The organism is Actinomyces massiliensis 4401292 (assembly GCF_000269805.1).
Lineage (GTDB): Bacteria > Actinomycetota > Actinomycetes > Actinomycetales > Actinomycetaceae > Actinomyces > Actinomyces massiliensis.
Map to the genome: position 1 here is coordinate 190,834 of NZ_JH711481.1, position 17,400 is coordinate 208,233.

Below are 17,400 nucleotides of genomic sequence, written 5' to 3' on the forward strand. Positions count from 1 at the left end.
CCAGAAAGCCCGTCATTTCAACAAAAACAGCGCACACTACACAAAGGCCCGAGGCTCCCATGTGCAACACCGAAGACAACCACACCCATCAGGCACTCCCCACCTCACACAACCAAACCACCATAAACTCGAGGCGGAAGTGAACCGATTTCGGTACGGAGTACGACCGATCTCGACGCGGACTATGACCGATCTCGAGGCGGAACCGGACCGATCTCGACGCAGCCTGCTCGATACAGCGCAGCGGTGCCCGATCGGGTTCAGCGGATCACCCTCCCAAGAGGTCCAGACCGACGCTCATCACCACGGGCGCGATCCCGAGTACGATGAAGGCCGGCAGGTGGCATAGGCCCAGCGGGAGCACGAGCCGCACCGCCAACCGCTCGGCCGCCTCCTCGTCGGCGGCCCGTCTACCGGCGCGCAATGAGGCCGCTGTGCCCGTCAGAAGCGGCGCCGGTGAGGCCCCGTCCTCCCAGCCGGGCCGCAGGCAGCCCTCAAGACGCCTCCGCCGCTGCCGCCACTCCTCGTTGTCGGGAGCTTTCCAGGCCTCGTCCCAATCCGCGCCCAGCAGCAGCGCCCGGCCTGCGACCACCAGTTCTTCCTCTTCCAGCGCTTCCCCGAGGGCCTGCAGTGCTCCGGGCAGGGATGCTCCGCAGGCCAGTGCGGCAGCGGCCAGGTCCAGCACGAGCGCCTCGTCGACTCGGCTCGTCGGCACCGTCGCGGACGCGACCATCCGCGCCGTCACCTGGCGCCCCACAATCATGAGCCCGACGCCGAGGACTCCCAGTGCGCTTCCCATCCCGCCGTCAAGCAGCACCTCCTCGGGGCGGGCGCCCACGGCCGCGCCCAGCAGCAGGCCGACCAGCGGCAGCATGGCCAGCAGCCTGGCGGTGGACTGCGGCCCCGACAGCGCGGTGCGGCGCGAAGCCTCGGCATGACCGGACTCGGCGACCCCGCCGGCGACCGCCTCCAGGATCTCGGCCAGGGGGGCGCCGAGCGCAGCGGTGAGCCTGCACGCCGCCACTGCCCCGGGCACCGCCGCCGCGGCCGCCCGACGCCGCTCCCGGGCGGCGCGAAGACCCGGTCCGGGAAACGGCGGTCTCCACACCCAGCGGCCGCGGACTCGCACCGGCCACCACCGTTCAGGGGCGGCCTCGCCCAAGTCGAGCAGGGCGGGCGGAACGCCGTCGTCGCCAGGCTCGACGCCCTCAGACACGCCCGTGCGCGCCAGAGAGCGGGACCAGGCGCGCCGCGGGGTCGCCCCGGCGCGCAGCAGCGTGGCGACCTCGGTCAGCATCAGGCCAACATCAGTGCCACCGACGCTGCCGACGCCGCCAACATCGCACTGAGACCTCACCGAGCCGCCGTCGGCACCCTTTCCGGTCGCAGCATCCAGGCGGACATCCAGACCGGCCGGGCGTTCGCGTCTGGCTGGGAGCGTGACAACGGCGGCCGCCAGCGCCACCAGTATCCCGACAACGATCACAGTGGAGTCCATGACGTGCCACCCTTCATCGCCGCCGCGACCGGCGCGGCTCCAATGCGCTCGGCCAGCCGATCAACCGCAGGCCCGGCACTGACCGCACAGACCGTGCCGGCCGCACCATCCAGAGCGACGACGAGCGCGTCCTCGCACACGAGGCTCCCCTGAGCGCCTCGACGCAGCATGCCGATACCCGACACGTAGCGCCGAGTCCGGGATGACCGGGATGACATGGCGTCCTGCTCCGGGCTCGCGCAGCTATCCGGGCCGTCGCTCCCCCGCGTCGAGCTCCGCTCCGCCGTCCCATTCCGAGGGGACCGCCTCCCCGCAATCCCGCCGCCAGTCGCGCCGCTGCGCCGCAGATGGATGACGGCATCCAGCGCACTGACGGCCTGGGCGGCCACCGCGGTCTCATCGAGCCCGGCGAGGGCTCCGAGCGCCGTCAGGCGAGCGGGGACATCCGCCGGGGAGTTGGCGTGCAATGTCGCCCAACCGCCCTCATGCCCGGTATTGAGCGCGGTGAGCACATCACGCACCTCGGGTCCGCGGCACTCCCCCAGGACGATGCGATCGGGCCGCATGCGCAGCGCCGTGCGCACAAGCGCACTCATGGGCACGGCCCCGACCCCCTGGACATTGTCGCCGCGCTCCTGAAGATGGAGGACATGCGGGTGGTCCGGACGCAGCTCGGCGGCCTCCTCAATGCACACAATGCGCTCGGTGGCGCTCACTAGGCCGAGGAGAGCGGCCAGGAGGGTCGTCTTTCCGGTACCGGTGGCCCCGGTGATGAGGCAGGAGGCCCGCGTCTCAATAAGCGCCGCCAGCACCGAATCCAGGCCGGGCGCGACCGTGCCCGCTTCGACGAGCTGGCCCAGGGTGAAGGCGCTGCGCCGTTTGGTACGCAGGCAGATAAGCGTGCCGTCGGCCGACAGGGGCGGCAGAACGGCGTTGAGGCGGGTGCCGTCGGGCAGGGTGGCATCGACCACGGGACAGGCGTCGTCCAGCCGGCGCCCGCAGGAGGCGGCCATGCGCACCGCGAGCGCGCGCGTCTGTGCCTCCGGCAGGGCGGCCTCGGCGATGTTCTCCAGGCCGCGGCCGCGATCGATCCAGGTACGGCCTGCACCGACGAGAACGTCGGTGACGCCCTCGGTCTCAAGAAGCGGCTGGAGCATCGGGCCGGCGCCCTCGACGTCGGCGCGCACATGACGATTCAGGCGGGCCAGGCCACCGGCGCCGGTCGTGGGGGCTGCCCCCTCCCCCAGAGCGCGCTCCAGGCCGGCCCCGCGAGCCAGCGCACCGCGCACGGCGGCGAGCTCCCCACCGGAGCGCCCGTCCGCACTCGTCTCATGCGCGTCGGAACCTCCCGAAAACTCGTGAGATCCTCGAGAGCTCAGGGGGCGCGATGACGGCAACGACCGCCATGGGCTCACCATGGCGACCCCTCCCCGGCAAGCCCGACGAGCTCTCCCGCTACGGCGCGAGCGGCACGGCGAGTACCGCCCCGGCCCCTGGTCGGATCATCACCACGCGCCACCCGTTGGGCGACAGCGCGATCGTGGGGAATCCTGGCCATCACCCGCGCTCCGGTCATGGCCTCGAGATCGTCGGGGCTGACGTCCTCCCCGACTGGACGCACCGCCAGCGCCACCGACACGTTTTCAGCTCTGGTCGAGCGGGCGCGGGCCACCAGGGCCTCGGTCGCCACCGCCGAGCGCAGGTCCAGACCGGTTACGAGCAGACACAGACAGCCCGGTGGGAGCTCAGCACCCCGTGGCAGGTCGACGAGAACGAGATCATGGTGCGCGCTCAGCGCCTCCAGGGCGGGGCCGACGGACGCCGGGAAGCGCACCCCGCCGCGCCCGTCCCCGGTCAGGACGGGCATGCCGAGCCAGGTGGGCAGAACAGGAACGAGGCGATCGGGGCGGAAAGCCGCCTCACCGACTGGAAGGTCGCCCCAATGCAGGCCGGGAACGACACCGTCGCCGATGAGCAGGCCGAGACCGCCCGCCGGGTCGGCATCCAGGATTGCGACTCGGGCGCCCGCAGCGGCGCAGGCGCGTGCGAGGTGGAGCAGGAATGTGCTCGCGCCCAGGCCGCCACGAGCTCCGATGAGCGCAACGACTCGGGCGCGCGGCGGATGCTGCGCACTCAGCAGAGCGGCGACGAGTCGATCGGCGCCATCCGGAGCGGCCAACGCATCCAGAGCGAGAGCACTCAGATGCTCCCCGCCCGGGCACGCGCTGACGGGGGCGTCGGCCAGCACGTCCGCACGGCCCAGAAGAAGGACGGCGCCGGTGTTCTCCAGAAGCTCGACGACGGCGGAGCTCAGGTCGCCGGCAGAGCACAGAGACGGACCGTGTCCGGTACAGGCGCGGACAAGAGCGAGGACATCGTCGATCTGGGACGCGGACAGGTCGCCGGACAGCGCCCCCGACAAGTCCTCCGGCACGGCCTCGGACCGGAGCGCATGCGGAGCGAGCGGGGCGGCCCGGGAGGCCCGGGCCGCAGCATCGGCAGAGCCGGCAAGCGAAGCGGGGCCGATCGGCGCAGCAGGGGCCGCCCGACCTGTGGCAACTGTGACAACGAGGACACGGACGTCGGGCGTCAGTGGGGCGCCATCGACGGTCCGCACGAGCTGCCCGGCAGGCCCGGACGTTCTGCCGGCCCCAGTAGATCCGGTAGCCCTGGCATCTCCGGCTGCCCCAGCAGGCCCAACGGGTCCAGCAGGCTCAACGGGCTCACCAGGGGCACGAGCGGCACGCCGGAATCCGGGAGACTCCGACGATGGCGGCGCGCCCACGGCGAGCCGTGAGCCCGGCGCATCGAGAACAGCTGACGAGGCGGTCAGATCTGGCACGGCGACTCCTTCGGTGGTGAGGGCGGGAGGAGAACGGGGTCCCCCTCTGGGGCTCCTCTGCGTTCCCCGCGCTTCCAGAGTGAGACAGGCGCCATGGAGCCGCACCCCGCCGCTTCGATCCCTGTGGACGACGAGTGCGCCGCGCTCCCTGTGGAGCCCGGAGCCCATAGTCAGGAGCCCGTATAGCGATCGGGCCTGCGCCGCTGTCCACGTGTGTCCATGTGTGTCCATGCGTCCACTGCACCGACCGGACGATCCCGCACGCCCCGCACAGTCGGGTACCCTTGTGGTTGCTATCACACAACGAGCGGGGGAGGTGAGCACTGTGACGACTCCGAGGAACCGCGACGCCCTCGAGCTCCAGGCCGGGAGACCCGCTGAAGGCCCCGAAGGCCCCGAAACTCCTGACACCCCTGACGACATCGCCTCACCCGAGGGCTCCTCCTGGCGAACCTGCGCCTACTTCGATCTCGACAAGACCATCCTGGCGACATCGACCACGTTCGCCCTGGGCTCCCCCATGCGGCGCAGCGGCCTGATCTCAACCACCTCGTTGGCGCGCGGCATCATCGCCCAACTGCCCTACCTCCTGATGGGCGCCGATGAGAGTCAGACCAGCCGTCTCATGGAGCGCCTGGCACTCATGTCCGCGGGCATCGAGCGCGCGCATCTTCAAGCCGTCGTGTGCGATGCCCTGGCCACCGTGATCGAGCCCGCCGTCTACGCCGAGGCCCTGGACCTCATCGAGGCCCACCACCGGGCCGGTCACGACGTCGTCGTGGTCTCGGCCTCCTCAGCCGAGATGGTCGAGCCAATCGCCGCGCTCGTCGGAGCCGACCGCGCCATCGCCACCCGCATGGAGGTCGATGCCGAGGGCCGCTTCACCGGTCGGATCGAGCACAGTCTTCTCCACGGGGCGAAGGTCGATGCCCTGGTGGCCGACGCGAGCGCGCATCGCATCAGCCTCTCCCGTTCATGGGCGTACTCCGACTCCATCTCCGATCGCCCCATGCTCGAGGCCGTCGGCCACCCGGTGGCCGTCAACCCCGACCGGGACCTGCGACGCCTGGCGGACGCGCAGGGCTGGCCGGTACGGGACTTCGAACAACCGGTACCGGTACGCGCGCGCCCGCGAACTCGTAAGGAAACCGCAGCGCACGGGCCCAGAGGCTCAGGGCTCGCCCGGAATGCGACGGGACTCATCGCGATCATCACCGTCATCGCAGCCATCGTCGGAATCTCCGTCATCGCCGGTGCCGCCGGCCTCGCGGTCACCAGGCGACGCGATGGCCGCGACGACACGGCATTCCCGACGGCCCGGAACCACTGAGGCCCGGGACCACGCCGGCACCACTGACCCGAGGCCCGGGATTCACTCAACGGCGGTCGTGCCGGCCTGGACACTCCGGCAGATCGCCTGCGCCTCCTGAATCCCCACGAGGATCGCCTCGGCCTGCCACACGACCCACGCCACCACCCCGTCATGGGTGCCGCCGGCATAGGCTGCGACCGCATCGGCATACACGGACGGCGCACGGGCCGCGTACTGGTCGGTGACGGCGACCCCGGTCGGCTCGAGCCCGTCGCGGGTGATGAGGTGACGCACCAGCAGCCTGCCGACGGCGGCGTTGCCCATGAGGAAGGGCCGCGCCGCCACCATTTCCCCATGCACCACGGCGGCGCGCACGAGCGCGGACACCCCGTCCAGGTCCACGAGGCGGATCATCCCCTCCAGACGCGCCGTCAGCGCCTCGCCGTCGGGGGCGGAACCCGGCCCGCCCTCGATCGGCGCGGTCCCGGCGGGGCGGGGAACGGCGACGGCGTTCAGGGGGATGCGTCCGGCCATGGCGATGGGCCCGGCCACATCCCGATGCAGAGTCGCCAGAAGCGTCCGGGGACTCGGCTGCGCGGGTCGCGTCTCACCGCGCAGGTCGGGCATCCAGGCCGCCAGGCGAGTCCCGGCCCGCCACAGTCCTGCGACGGCGTCCAGCGAAGGCTCGCCCGTGGACGCCTCCGTGAGACCGCCGGCGGCGACGGCGTCGCGCAGAACGGAGGAAGGCAGGACCACGCCCTCCACACCGCCAGAGGCGATCGCGCCCCGCACCGCCGACTCGGCGCGCGCCTCGCGCCATCGACGTCGCAGGGCCTCGTGGAAGCGCAGCTCGGCCGAGGCCTGACGCAGGACCTGCTCGGCGCTCACGATCCGGGCGTCGGAGGCGATCGCGCGCAGCGCCTCGGCAGCCGGATCGAGGTCACCACGGGGGTCCCGAGCAGCTCTGCGCGACGCCGGGCCCGCACCTCGCCCGGGGCCCGGTCCCAGCCCGATACTCACCGTCGTGCTGATCACGGCACACACTGTAGTCACCGTCGTCGAGTCACAGTCGCCACCATTGCCGCCATCGCCGCCATCGAAACGCAGAAAGAAAACGCGGGAAGAATCCGACCAATGCCGGTCAGCGACGGCGCGTGGCCTCGCATGGCGCCCGGCCGACCCCGCACCACCGGCACTGATCATCTAGGCTTCGAGCCGTGACCCCCGCACAGTCCCTCGACGCACGAGCCGCGGCCCCGACGCCGTCCGGAGGAGTGCAGATCGCCCCGCGCCCTCGGCGCGCCGACTACTTACTGACCGCTGCGGTCGGGCTCGTCCTACCGCCCCTGATCATGGCCCCGCTCGGTATCGCGTCGTACTTCGTCGCGCACCACCGACTGCCCTGGGCCTTGCTCCTCATCGTCCTGGCGCTGGCGGTGTGCTCCATGGCGCAGGGGTTCTTCGCCGTGCGCTCCTCGCTGGGCGGGCTTGTGGCCGGCCTGGTTGCACTGGCCGTGCACGCGGTCGTGCTCTGCGCCCCGCAGGGCGCCCAGTCCTCCCCCATGCCGTGGGCGCGCGCCTTCATCCCCACTGGTGCACTGCTGATTGCGGCGGGCGTGCTGCTGGGAGGCTCGTGGGGGATGCGTCGGGCCCGCCGCGCCGGACGCGCCGACGCGCGCCTGGCGATGCGCCTGGCCGCAGCCGACCGCGCCATGGGGGTGACACCGCCGGCCCCGCCGTCGAGGCGCCGCGACCACGTGATGTCCTTCGTGGTGACCGCCACGGCGTTCCTCGTCGCCCTGGGGCTCCTCCAGCACGGCTACGCCGAGTTGGTCGGACCGGGCAAGAAGCTCACGGGAGCACTGGGAGCACTCGCCGCTCTCGGCCTGCTCGCCCTGGGGACCTTCTTCGCGGGCCGCTCAACCCTCGGAGCCCGGGCAACCGGGCCGCTGCTCATGCTCGCCGGCCTGCCCGCACTGCTTCGCGGTGCGTGGCCGGCCACGCCCGGAGCCGCGCAACTCATGCAGTGGCTGCCCAACGACCCCACCGGCATGGGGCTCATCACGACCGGCCTGCTGCTCACCACAACAGGATGGGGAGTCCACTTGGCGAGACGTCGGGGCCGGGCAGGCGAGCTGGCCGGTCTCAAGAGCGCGGAGTCGGCGACGCCGGCCAGTGGAATCGCCCGCGTATGACAGGCGCACGACGAGCGGCACCCCACAGCGGCCGCCTCGGCACGCCTCTGCCGGACCGACCCGGCTCACGGTTACGGTGATAGATAGAGAAGGAGGTCCCAGTGAGCACTGACAACCCCAGTCGTCCCGAAGACGAAACGCCCGACCGCACTGCTCGGGACAAGTCCGTCGACACCGGAGGCACCCCCGCTACCGGAGAGCCCTCGCTGGAGGTACCGGCCCTTGCGCCGGTGCTCGATGCCGATGGGGAGATCCTGGACATGCAGGAGGCTCCCCCCACGCAGGCCGCGCAAACAACGCCGGCAGCACAAGCAGCACAGACAGCACAGAGCGACTCCGACGCGACTCCGGTCACTCCCACGGCCAACGGCCCCGGCTCAGGAACCGCGACTCCGCACACTCCGCACACTCCTCAGCACGGCGCGCCCAGAACCGCCACCCCGCCACCGGGCACACCTAGAACCGCCACCCCGCATACCCCGCAGCACGGCGCGCCCAGAACCGCCACCCCGCACACACCTCAGCACGGAACATACGCATCCGGCGCCGTCGCCGCCGAGAACACGGGAACGCCCCCTCAGGAGCCGCCCGCCTCCGCAGGACCCGCGAATCCCGTTCAGGGCATGCCCGACAGCCTGCCGGGGCAGGCAGAACCGGCGGGCTCCGCCGAACCGTCAGAATCTGCAGAACCTGCAGCGCCCACAGCACCTGCCGCGGGCGGGCTCCCCGCCGGAGGAGCCGCCGCCGACCCCCTCAATCTGGAGAAGCCCGAGCCGATCGTGCTCACGCCCGACACCGGGCAGCACGACGAGGCCGCCGAGGAGCCTGTCGAGGACACCGCGGTGCGCCGTCGCTCCCTGTTCACCCCGGCCCAGCCGGCCCCGCTCACTGCGGCCCAGGCCCCCCTGGAGGCGGCGGACAAGCCGAGCACCGCCGACCCGGCACTCAACGCCGCAGCAGCATCGCCCGCGGCCACGGCGCGTGGTACGGGCGAGTCCACGGGGCGCAGCGCGTCATCTGGGGCGGGCGACGGCGAGAGCCCCGACGCCGTGCCCGCGCAGTCGACGGCTCATGCGGACAGGACCAGGCGGAGATCCCGTCGTACCGCCGCAGTCGGCGACGACGATGTCCCGCTGGACGGCTCCATCGTTGTCGGCCAACCGAAATCTCGAACCGCTACGCACTGGGCCGGAGCTCTCGTATCGATCATCGCACTGCCGGTGACCTGGTTCTTCCTCCACGACGGCGCCGCCATGGCGACCGTCCGCGCCTCGGGCTCCTACGCCTTCGATCTGTCCGCGCGTGGCCTGACCGAGCTGGCGATCGGGGCGCTCGCCCTCATCATCGCCATGTGGGTGGCGCGCCGCACCTCCGTGGGCAGCATCATCGTCGGCGTCATCTCGATCCTGCTGGGACTCCCCTTCCTCATCGCCCCGGGCGTGATGACGGATACGTTCACGCCCTTCCTCAACAATCTGAGCACCCAGTCCGCCCTCGGCCAGAGCCTGAGCACCTACCTGTGGACCGACGCGGTCACGGGCAAGTTCCTGGCCCTGGGCCTGTTCATGGTGATGGTCGGAGTCGTCTCGCACTCGGCGCGACGCGCCGGACGGCACGAGCAGGAGATCTTGAGCCGCGCAGACGGTCCGTGCCGGGCGGACGGCGAGGATTGAGCCGAGGTCGAGCGGGGGTTGAGCGGGGGTTGAGCGGGGGTTGAGCGGGGGTTTGGCGGAGCGCAACAGTGGGAGAGGCTGACGAGCGTGCGCTTCGCACGACCCGCCCAGGCGCACGCATCCTGAGTGCATAGGGAAGCGCACATGGGGAAGCACGGGGAAGCAATAGGAACGGCCGCTAACCTGGGGATGTGCCCGACCCCGCCACTGCGCCGTCCCCAGAAAGCCCAAAAGGCATAACAAGCCCGGCAGACCCGACAAGCCCGTCAAGCCCGGCCATGAGTTCCGTGGGTGATGCCCTGCGCGACGTCGTGCCCATCATCATCGGTTACGTCACGCTGGGGCTGGCCGCCGGCATGCTGCTGGTCGCCGAGGGACTGTCCTGGTGGTGGGCGCCGGTGTGGAGCATCGTCATCTACTCCGGAACCATGCAGATGCTGCTCGCGCCCCTGGCCGGGGTGGGCGAGCCATTGGCGGCGATCGCGGCCTCCGCCGTCTTCATCTCGGGACGGCACGTCTTCTACGGACTCGGATTCCCACTCGATCGCGTACGCGGGAGCCTGCCCACCCGCCTCTACGCCGTCCACGCGATCACCGACGAGGTCTACGCACTGCTCGCCTCTAAGGACCGGGGAGCGATGAGTGGACGCTACATCATCACAGTCGAGGCGGTCAGCCAGGCCTCGTGGACCCTGGGCACGACGGTGGGGGCGCTGGCGGGCACCGGGCTGACCGCACTGGTCGGCGATGACATCAAGCTGCTGGGCTTCGTGCTGACCTCGCTGTTCGTCGTCCTGACGATCGAGAGCTGGAAGAGCCACCCGGATCTGGCGGTCCTGATCGTGGGCGTCCTCGCCGGTGTCGTGGGCATGACGATCGGCGGATCGGCGGCGCTGCTCAGCGCCCTTGGCTTACTGGCGGTGGGGCTCATCGCGCTCTACGGCTGGCGCTCGCGCCGCGCTGCACGCGCTGCACAGGCGCGGGGACCGCGCTCCGATGCCGGCGCCGTCACCAGCTCAGAAGCCTCTGGATCAACCTCTGGATCGCGCGCATCCGGGAAGGATGAGTCATGCTGACGCTGACCAACCCTCAGATAGCCGTCGCGGTCGTTGTCGTCGCACTCATCACCTTCGCCTGCCGCATCGCTCCCTTCGCCCTCCTGCGGGGCCGCAGCACCAGTCCACTGCTGGGCTTCCTGTCCTCGGCCATGCCGCTGGGCGTCATGGTCGTGCTCGTGGCCTATACGCTCGGCGACGTCGGCACCGCCCCGGCCGCATGGCTGCCGGCGGTGGCCGGAATCGCGGCGACGGCGGGCCTGCACCTGTGGCGCCGCGCGATCGGCCTGTCGTTGATCGGCGGGACCGGGACCTATGTCGTCATCAGTCTCCTGCTGACCTGACGGGAAGCATGACGCCGCCCGGACGCCTGGAACGTGAATGCGCCTCCGCAACGTCAACGGAGATTCCTCGCATCTTTCTGAGCATAGAGGTCAGAAAGATGCGAGAAACCGCCGTCCGTGCAACGAAACGCCGTTGACGTTGGAGCCCGCCGGGCCGGCCCGCATCCGTCCAGCCGATCATTTAGGCTGCCCTGGTGCCCGTCATCGTCAATCGCCCCGGCCCCTGGGCCCATCGCGACCTCACCGCGGGCGGAACCCAGTTCCACGCCGCCCTCGCCGGACATGAGGAGCTCCCCTCTGCCGCGAACACGGACGCTCAGGACGCCGGCCCAGCGAAGCCCCTGATTCTGCTTGTTCACGGCTTCCCCGAATGCTGGTGGGCGTGGCGGCACGTCATCGGCCCCCTGGCTGAGGCCGGCCACCGCGTCGCCGCCGCGGATCTGCGGGGCTTCGGCGGTTCGGACCGGCCGCCATCGGGCTACGACCTGGTGACCCTGGCCTCCGACATGGCCGCCGTCGTGCGAGCCCTGGGGCACGAGCGGGCCATTGTCATCGGAGCGGGCCTGGGCGGGCAGGTCGCGTGGGCGCTGGCGAACCAGGAGCCGACGATGACCGTGGCGATCGTGCCCGTCGGCGCGCCGCATCCGCTGGCGCTGAGGTCCTTGCGCGGACGAGTCGTCTCCGGAGCGGTCGTTCAGTACCTGTGGCTGAAGACCCCGATGCTGCCGGAACGGTCGCTGCGCACGACGTCGGGCATCGATCGCCTGCTGCGCTCCTGGGCGGGTCCTCGCACCAAGCAGACCGTGACCGAGTCGGCCGGGTACTACGCGGCCCTCCTGGCGCGACCCGGCGCGGCGCACTCGGCACTGGAGACAGTGCGTCGCGCAGCGCTCAGTCGTGAGGAGATCGCCTGCCTCAACACTCCTGCGGAGGTCCCGGTCATGAGCGTGCAGGGCGAGCTGGATCCGGTTCAGCCGGCACAGGCCTATGCGCGTGACGTTCACCACGTTGCGGGCCATCTGCGGCAGGTGACCGTGCGCGACGCCGGGCACTTCCCCCACGAGGAGGCTCCCGAGCAATTCATCGACGCGCTCCTGCCGTTCCTGACCGAAGTCGAGAAAAGGCGGTAGCGAGCCCCGAGGCGACCTCAGCCCCGGATGAGCCTCAGACGCCCACCTGAGGGCACAACTCGGCATTGAGGAGCACGCACTCGCCGCACCGCGGTGCGCGCGCGCCGCACACCGCCCTCCCGTGCTCGATGAGGCGATGACAGCCGTCGGTCCAGCGCTCCGGCTCCCACAGGGCGCTCAGATCGCGCTCCACCCGCACCGGATCCTTCGCGGTCGTCCAGCCCAGGCGCCGCGACAGACGGCCCACATGGGTGTCCACGGTGATGGCCGGCCGCCCGAAAGCGTTGCCCAGCACAACATTGGCGGTTTTGCGCCCGACGCCGGGCAGAGTCATGAGCGCCTCCCGCCCCTGGGGCACGACGCCGTCGAAGCGCTCGACCAGACCGCTCGCCAAGCCGATGAGCCGCTCGGCGCGGGTGCGCTGCATGCCCAGCGGTCGCAGCAGCGCCTCGAGATCGTCGGGGTCGGCGGCCGCCAGCGCACCGGCGTCGGGGCAGAGCGCGAAGAGCTCGGGGGTGACGGTGTTGACTCGAGCATCGGTGGTCTGAGCGGACAGAACCGTGGCCACCAGGAGCTGGAAGGGGCCGTCGTGGTCCAAGGTGCAGTGCGCCCCGGGATAGACGGCGGTGAGCTCATCATCGACGGCGCGGGCGCGCAGAGCGGTGGAGGCGCATGAGCCGGCACCATGCGCGCCAGGGACATCGAGCAGGTCCGTCGAGACCTCAGAAGCCGCGGGAAGCGCGAACCCCGGACCGCCGATCGGCACTGACGCACCCATGGCTCCTCCCATTCCTCTCGCTCCCTTGACTCCCCTGACTCCGTTCACCCGCGTTCAGCCCCGCTTCAGTCCCCACGATCTTCAGCCCCGCTCGCCTATTCCGCCGACTCGCCGCGCGTCCCGTCCCCGGGAGACTTGCTCGGGTCACAATCAAGACTACAATGCTCGTCCGCGTGCCACAGATCACAAGCCATGGCAGGATATGACACAGGGCTGCCCGCCGAAGGCCGGGACCCAGCCGATCGACCCCACAGGAGGACCTTCGTGGAAGACAGCATCATCGCCAGAATCCCGCTGTTCGAGGGCATGAGTCCCGAGGAGCAGGACGAGCTGCGCGCCATGATGACGCAGACGACTCTGCGTCGCGGCGAGACCCTCTTCAACGAGGGGGACGCCGGCGATCGCCTTTACATCCTGCTCGCCGGCAAGGTGAAGCTCGGCCACGCCTCTGCGGACGGTCGGGAGAACCTGCTGGCCGTGCTCGGTCCCGGCGAAGTGGTCGGCGAGCTGACCCTGTTCGATCCGGGCCCGCGCTCGACGACGGCAACCGCCGTGGCCCCCACCGAGCTGCTCACGCTCGAGCACAGCCAGCTCATGGGCTTCATTGAGTCGCATCCGACCCTGGCCAAGGACATGCTGCGCGCCCTGGCCCAGCGACTGCGCCGCACCAACACCGCGTTGGCCGACCTGGTCTTCTCCGACGTTCCCGGCCGCGTTGCCAAGGCCCTGCTGGACCTGGCCGACCGCTTCGGCTCGACGACGGAGGACGGCGTGCACGTCCCGCACGACCTGACCCAGGAGGAGCTCGCCCAGCTCGTCGGCGCCTCGCGCGAGACCGTCAACAAGTCACTGGCCGAATTCGTCTCCCGCGGTTGGATCCGCCTGGAGGGGCGCGCCGTCACGCTGCTCGACGTCGATCGCCTCCGGCGTCGCGCGCGCTGACACTCGCTGAACCGCACCGAGCCGACCTGAGCTGCACTGAGTCGCGCTGAGTCGCACTGAGGCGATCGGAGCATCGGGTATCGCCCTCGGCTGAACTCGACCGAGGGCGATGCCCGGTTCAGCTCAGGTCAACTCAAATCACCTCGGGTCAGACGCTCAGTCGCGCGGACGCTTGAGGTAGGCGACGAGGTTGTCCGAGCCGGCCGGGCCGGGAATGACCTGAACGAGCTCCCACCCGTCAGCACCCCACTGATCGAGGATCTGCTTGGTGGCATGGGTGAGCAGGGGCACGGTGGCGTATTCCCACCTGGTCGGCTGAGTAGTCATGACGCGAGCCTACGGGCATCCCGGCAGGACGGGAAAGCCTAGAGAGCCGAGATCGGTCCGTCTCCGCATCGAGATCGGTCCGACGGACCGATCTCACTCAGCGGTGCTCAGCGGCACCCGACAGATCTCGACGCCGGAGCCGGACCTCGACGCCGGAACGCGCCAGGTGCCCGATCGCCTCACCTCACGCGTGCCAGAATCCGAGGGGCGCGTCGAGCGTGGATTTCGGCGACGAGATCGTCGTCCTCCCGGCGCAGCCATTCACTCCAATCGGTCACCTCGGGGAATCGGCGCAGCAGCGCTCGGCGCTCGCGCTCGGTCAGTCCGCCCCACACCCCGAAGGAGGAGTCGGAGTCGAGAGCCTCAGCAAGACACTCCATGCGAACCGGGCACGCGAAACACAGCGATCGTATGTCGCGCTGCTCAGCGCCCTTGCCGAAAAGCTGGTCTGGATCAACATTGGCGCACGCCGCTCGGACTGCCCAGGTCTGGTCGGTCGTCGTCATCTTTCTTTCTCCCTAGCTGAGTCGGCCAACAGCACTGTCAGCCGCATCACACCGACGACCGTATGTCAAACGTCAACGTCAAGCCAAATCCGCTCCCGGACCGTACATGGATCGACGCGCCCAACCCGCGCTCGAAGGCCGCTTGTGAACCCCCGCGGGCGAGCGTCGAACGGATGTCGAACGCAGCGGCCGCACGCCGGAATTCGACCCCGAGCCGGTCTCCAACCGGCTTCCCACCACTCCCGGCCAACCGCCTTCCTGCCGCAGGATTCTTAGATTCTTCTCAGATCATTCGCGTCGTAGCCCACTGCGCAGGCGGACGATTGCCCGTAGGCTGTGCCCCATGTCGAAGTCTTCCTCCCGCAGCAGGTCGCTCTCGCCCGCTCAGGTGGTCTCCATGCTCCTGGTCTTCGTGCTCCTGTCGAGCGCAGGGGGCATTCTCACCGCCGGGTTCGCGATGCCCGCCGTCGGCGCCGCGGCGGCTTTCACGAACGCGTCGGCCAACTTCTTCGACGAGCTCCCCGATGACTTCGAAGTTCTCGAGCCGAGCCAGATCTCAAACATCAAGGCCTCTGACGGCACCCAGATCGCTCAGTTCTACGCCGAGAACCGCATCGTCGTACCTCTGTCAGAGATCGCGCCCACCGTGCAGAACGCGATCGTCGCCGTCGAGGACCAGCGCTTCTACCAGCACAAGGGCGTGGACCCGACCGGCATCGTCCGCGCCGTGGCGTCCAATGCCAACGGAGGCTCCCAGGGCGCCTCGACCCTGACCCAGCAGTACGTCCGCAACGTCCTGGTGGAGGCGGCCGTCCAGAATGACGACCCGTCGGCGCAGTCGGCCGCGACCGCGCGCTCGGCCGGCCGCAAGATCCGCGAGATGAAGTATGCGCTGACTCTGGAGCAGAAGTACCCCGACGCCAAGGAGCGAATCCTCGAGGGCTATCTCAATATCGCCGCCTTCGGCCCATCCACCTACGGTGTCGAGGCCTCATCGCGTCACTACTTCTCCCATTCCGCCAAGGAGCTCACCATCCCGGAGGCGGCTCTTCTGGCGGGCCTGACCAACGCGCCCGGCGCCTACGACCCGATCGCCTTCCCGGACAAGGCCAAGGACCGTATGAACTGGGTTCTGGACAAGATGCTCGAGGAGGAGTTCATCAACCAGGATGAATGGCAGGCGGGCCATGACACCCAGATCGAGGACATCCTCAATGTGACCGAGACGGTGGGCGGCTGCGGTACCGCCGGGTCGGCGGCCTACTTCTGCGAGTACGTGAAGGCCGAGATCGAGAACTCGGAGCTGTTCGGCGCCACGCGCGAGGAGCGCAACAAGCGGCTGCTGCGAGGCGGCCTGACCATCACCACGACGCTGGACATGAGCAAGCAGGCGGCCGCGGACGCCGCCGTCCAGCAGTACGTGCCCACGGCCGATCCGTCCAACGTCAAGGCCGCCCTGTCCTCGGTCGAGCCCGGCACCGGTCGGATCGTGGCCATGAGTCAGAACACGAATTACGGCGTGGAGGTCGAGGGCGACAGCTCAACCACGCAGATATCCCTCAACGCCGACGCCGCCCATGGCGGATTGGAGAATTACGAGGGCACCTCCGGCTTCCAGCCGGGCTCGACGTTCAAGGCCTTCGTCCTGGCGGAGTGGTATCAGGAGGGCCACTCGGGATACGAGTCCTTCAACACCTCCCCGACCACCATCGGCGCCTCCCAATGGACGATCTCCTGCGATCCCTCCAAGGCCGATACATGGCAGGTCGGCAATGCCAATGCAAGTGAGGGTGGCAACCACAACGTCATCCAGAGCACCGCCATGTCCATTAACGTGGGCTTCGCCAAGATGACGCAGCAGATGGACATCTGCAACATCACCGATCTGGCCGCCAAGCTCGGGGTCACCACCAGCTCCGGGGATCCCCTGACCCCCACGCCGTCGATCGCCCTGGGCTCTCAGGAGTCCACCCCCATGCAGATGGCCGCCGCCTACGCGGCCTTCGCCGCCCACGGCGTCTACTGCCGCCCTATCGCCATCGACTCGATCGATGACGCCGAGGGCAACCCGGTGGACGTGCCCTCCGCCAATTGCACCCAGGCGATGACATCCGACGCCGCGGACAAGACCGCGATGACCCTCACCCATGTCCTGAGCAAGGACAGTAAGGGCACCGGTAAAGACGTGGCTCTCAACGGGCGCCCGGCCGCCGGGAAGACCGGAACTACCGAATCCATGGACAACGCCTGGTTCACGGGCTTCACCCCGCAGCTGTCGACCGCCGTATGGCTGGGGCACTCGGAGGGCTACTACCCGATGGACCACCAGTACGTCGGAGGCCGCTACTACCAGACCATGTACGGCTCGGACGCGCCCGCCCCGCTGTGGAAGATGTACATGGACGCGGCGCTGGCCGGCCAGCCCGCCCAGAACTTCAACCCGATCGGCCTGAGCGCCATGCCGTCGGGAGCACCGTCCGCAGGCGGTGGGGATCAGGCCCCGGGGGCGGTCGACAACTCCTCGGACTCAGCAACCCCGGCTGCGGAGCAGAGTTCCGCCGGTGCCCCAGTCCCCCAGACCCAGCCGAGTCAGGAGCCTCAGGGCCAGGTCTCACAGGGGCAGCCCTCCCAGGATCAGGCCCAGGCGCAGCAGCCCCGGGCTCAGGCCTCACAGGGGGCGCCGATCGGCACGGAGCCCTCCCGCAGTGGCATCGCTCCCGAGCAGGGCAACCAGAACACCCCGGCGACTCCGCCGAACGACTGGGCACCGCCTCAGAACAACAAGGACGGGAACTGAC

The 17,400-nt window shown here is 69.9% G+C and carries 15 protein-coding genes; 8 read left to right on the plus strand and 7 right to left on the minus strand.

Translation table 11 applies throughout. The features are described from left to right. Positions 1-268: 268 nt before the first annotated feature. The 3 genes from W5W_RS0100820 to W5W_RS0100830 all read right to left on the minus strand — a co-directional run bounded on the left by W5W_RS0100820 (position 269) and on the right by W5W_RS0100830 (position 4,340). Entirely contained in the window at positions 269-1,498 is a 1,230-nt protein-coding gene (locus W5W_RS0100820) for a hypothetical protein (RefSeq protein ID WP_017193952.1), read from the minus strand. Continuing rightward, a complete protein-coding gene (locus W5W_RS0100825) occupies positions 1,483-2,787 on the minus strand; it encodes a TadA family conjugal transfer-associated ATPase (protein ID WP_017193953.1) in 1,305 nt (434 codons plus the stop codon). Before W5W_RS0100825 ends, W5W_RS0100820 begins: the two co-directional genes overlap by 16 nt. A gap of 122 nt (positions 2,788-2,909) precedes the next feature. Further along, positions 2,910-4,340 carry a CpaE-like family protein gene (locus W5W_RS0100830; protein ID WP_238533207.1) on the minus strand — a complete coding sequence of 477 codons (1,431 nt, stop codon included), beginning with the start codon at positions 4,338-4,340 and terminating at the stop codon, positions 2,910-2,912. 316 nt (positions 4,341-4,656) lie between these two features. On the opposite strand from W5W_RS0100830, the gene W5W_RS0100835 reads away from it, so the two are divergent. Further along, a complete protein-coding gene (locus W5W_RS0100835; RefSeq protein ID WP_017193955.1) occupies positions 4,657-5,670 on the plus strand; it encodes an HAD family hydrolase in 1,014 nt (337 codons plus the stop codon). Between the two features lie 42 nt (positions 5,671-5,712). Here W5W_RS0100835 and W5W_RS0100840 read toward each other — a convergent pair whose 3' ends face one another. Continuing rightward, positions 5,713-6,687, minus strand: a complete 975-nt coding sequence (locus tag W5W_RS0100840; RefSeq protein WP_017193956.1) for a Fic family protein — start codon at positions 6,685-6,687, stop codon at positions 5,713-5,715. A 182-nt stretch (positions 6,688-6,869) separates the two neighbouring features. On the opposite strand from W5W_RS0100840, the gene W5W_RS0100845 reads away from it, so the two are divergent. The 5 genes from W5W_RS0100845 to W5W_RS0100865 all read left to right on the plus strand — a co-directional run bounded on the left by W5W_RS0100845 (position 6,870) and on the right by W5W_RS0100865 (position 12,049). Beyond that, positions 6,870-7,847, plus strand: a complete 978-nt coding sequence (locus tag W5W_RS0100845) for a hypothetical protein (protein WP_238533209.1) — start codon at positions 6,870-6,872, stop codon at positions 7,845-7,847. Between the two features lie 101 nt (positions 7,848-7,948). Next, entirely contained in the window at positions 7,949-9,520 is a 1,572-nt protein-coding gene (locus W5W_RS15175; RefSeq protein WP_154650211.1) for a hypothetical protein, read from the plus strand. 278 nt (positions 9,521-9,798) lie between these two features. After that, on the plus strand, positions 9,799-10,596 hold the full coding sequence (locus tag W5W_RS0100855; protein ID WP_238533210.1) for an AzlC family ABC transporter permease: 798 nt from the start codon (positions 9,799-9,801) through the stop codon (positions 10,594-10,596). Then, positions 10,590-10,919, plus strand: coding sequence for a branched-chain amino acid transporter permease (locus tag W5W_RS0100860; protein ID WP_017193960.1), 330 nt, complete (start codon positions 10,590-10,592; stop codon positions 10,917-10,919). The genes W5W_RS0100855 and W5W_RS0100860 overlap by 7 nt, the downstream gene beginning before the upstream one ends. Before the next feature lie 194 nt (positions 10,920-11,113). Continuing rightward, positions 11,114-12,049 (plus strand): alpha/beta fold hydrolase, encoded by a 936-nt coding sequence (locus W5W_RS0100865; protein ID WP_017193961.1) that lies wholly within the window; start codon positions 11,114-11,116, stop codon positions 12,047-12,049. A gap of 34 nt (positions 12,050-12,083) precedes the next feature. Here W5W_RS0100865 and nth read toward each other — a convergent pair whose 3' ends face one another. Further along, on the minus strand, positions 12,084-12,827 hold the full coding sequence (gene nth / locus W5W_RS0100870; RefSeq protein WP_017193962.1) for an endonuclease III: 744 nt from the start codon (positions 12,825-12,827) through the stop codon (positions 12,084-12,086). A gap of 264 nt (positions 12,828-13,091) precedes the next feature. Between nth and W5W_RS0100875 the strand changes: the two genes are divergently transcribed. Further along, complete coding sequence (locus W5W_RS0100875; RefSeq protein ID WP_008729518.1) at positions 13,092-13,769, plus strand: Crp/Fnr family transcriptional regulator; 678 nt, start codon at positions 13,092-13,094, stop codon at positions 13,767-13,769. Positions 13,770-13,925: 156 nt separating this feature from the next. On the opposite strand, the gene W5W_RS15415 is transcribed toward W5W_RS0100875, so the two are convergent. Next, complete coding sequence (locus tag W5W_RS15415) at positions 13,926-14,096, minus strand: Sp36 family protein (protein WP_017193963.1); 171 nt, start codon at positions 14,094-14,096, stop codon at positions 13,926-13,928. Between the two features lie 179 nt (positions 14,097-14,275). Beyond that, the gene (locus tag W5W_RS0100885; protein WP_008729498.1) at positions 14,276-14,602 is read right to left on the minus strand and encodes a WhiB family transcriptional regulator; all 327 of its coding nucleotides are present in this window, start codon (positions 14,600-14,602) and stop codon (positions 14,276-14,278) included. Positions 14,603-14,945: 343 nt separating this feature from the next. Between W5W_RS0100885 and W5W_RS0100890 the strand changes: the two genes are divergently transcribed. Further along, complete coding sequence (locus W5W_RS0100890) at positions 14,946-17,399, plus strand: transglycosylase domain-containing protein (protein WP_017193964.1); 2,454 nt, start codon at positions 14,946-14,948, stop codon at positions 17,397-17,399. Position 17,400 lies beyond the last annotated feature (1 nt).

Bases quoted from the DNA above. Each gene is read 5' to 3' on its own strand.
- W5W_RS0100860 (WP_017193960.1), top strand. From the start codon at position 10,590: ATGCTGACGCTGACCAACCCTCAGATAGCCGTCGCGGTCGTTGTCGTC.
- W5W_RS15415 (WP_017193963.1), bottom strand. From the start codon at position 14,096: ATGACTACTCAGCCGACCAGGTGGGAATACGCCACCGTGCCCCTGCTC.
- W5W_RS0100855 (WP_238533210.1), top strand. From the start codon at position 9,799: ATGAGTTCCGTGGGTGATGCCCTGCGCGACGTCGTGCCCATCATCATC.
- nth (WP_017193962.1), bottom strand. From the start codon at position 12,827: ATGGGTGCGTCAGTGCCGATCGGCGGTCCGGGGTTCGCGCTTCCCGCG.
- W5W_RS0100885 (WP_008729498.1), bottom strand. From the start codon at position 14,602: ATGACGACGACCGACCAGACCTGGGCAGTCCGAGCGGCGTGCGCCAAT.
- W5W_RS0100820 (WP_017193952.1), bottom strand. From the start codon at position 1,498: ATGGACTCCACTGTGATCGTTGTCGGGATACTGGTGGCGCTGGCGGCC.
- W5W_RS0100890 (WP_017193964.1), top strand. From the start codon at position 14,946: ATGTCGAAGTCTTCCTCCCGCAGCAGGTCGCTCTCGCCCGCTCAGGTG.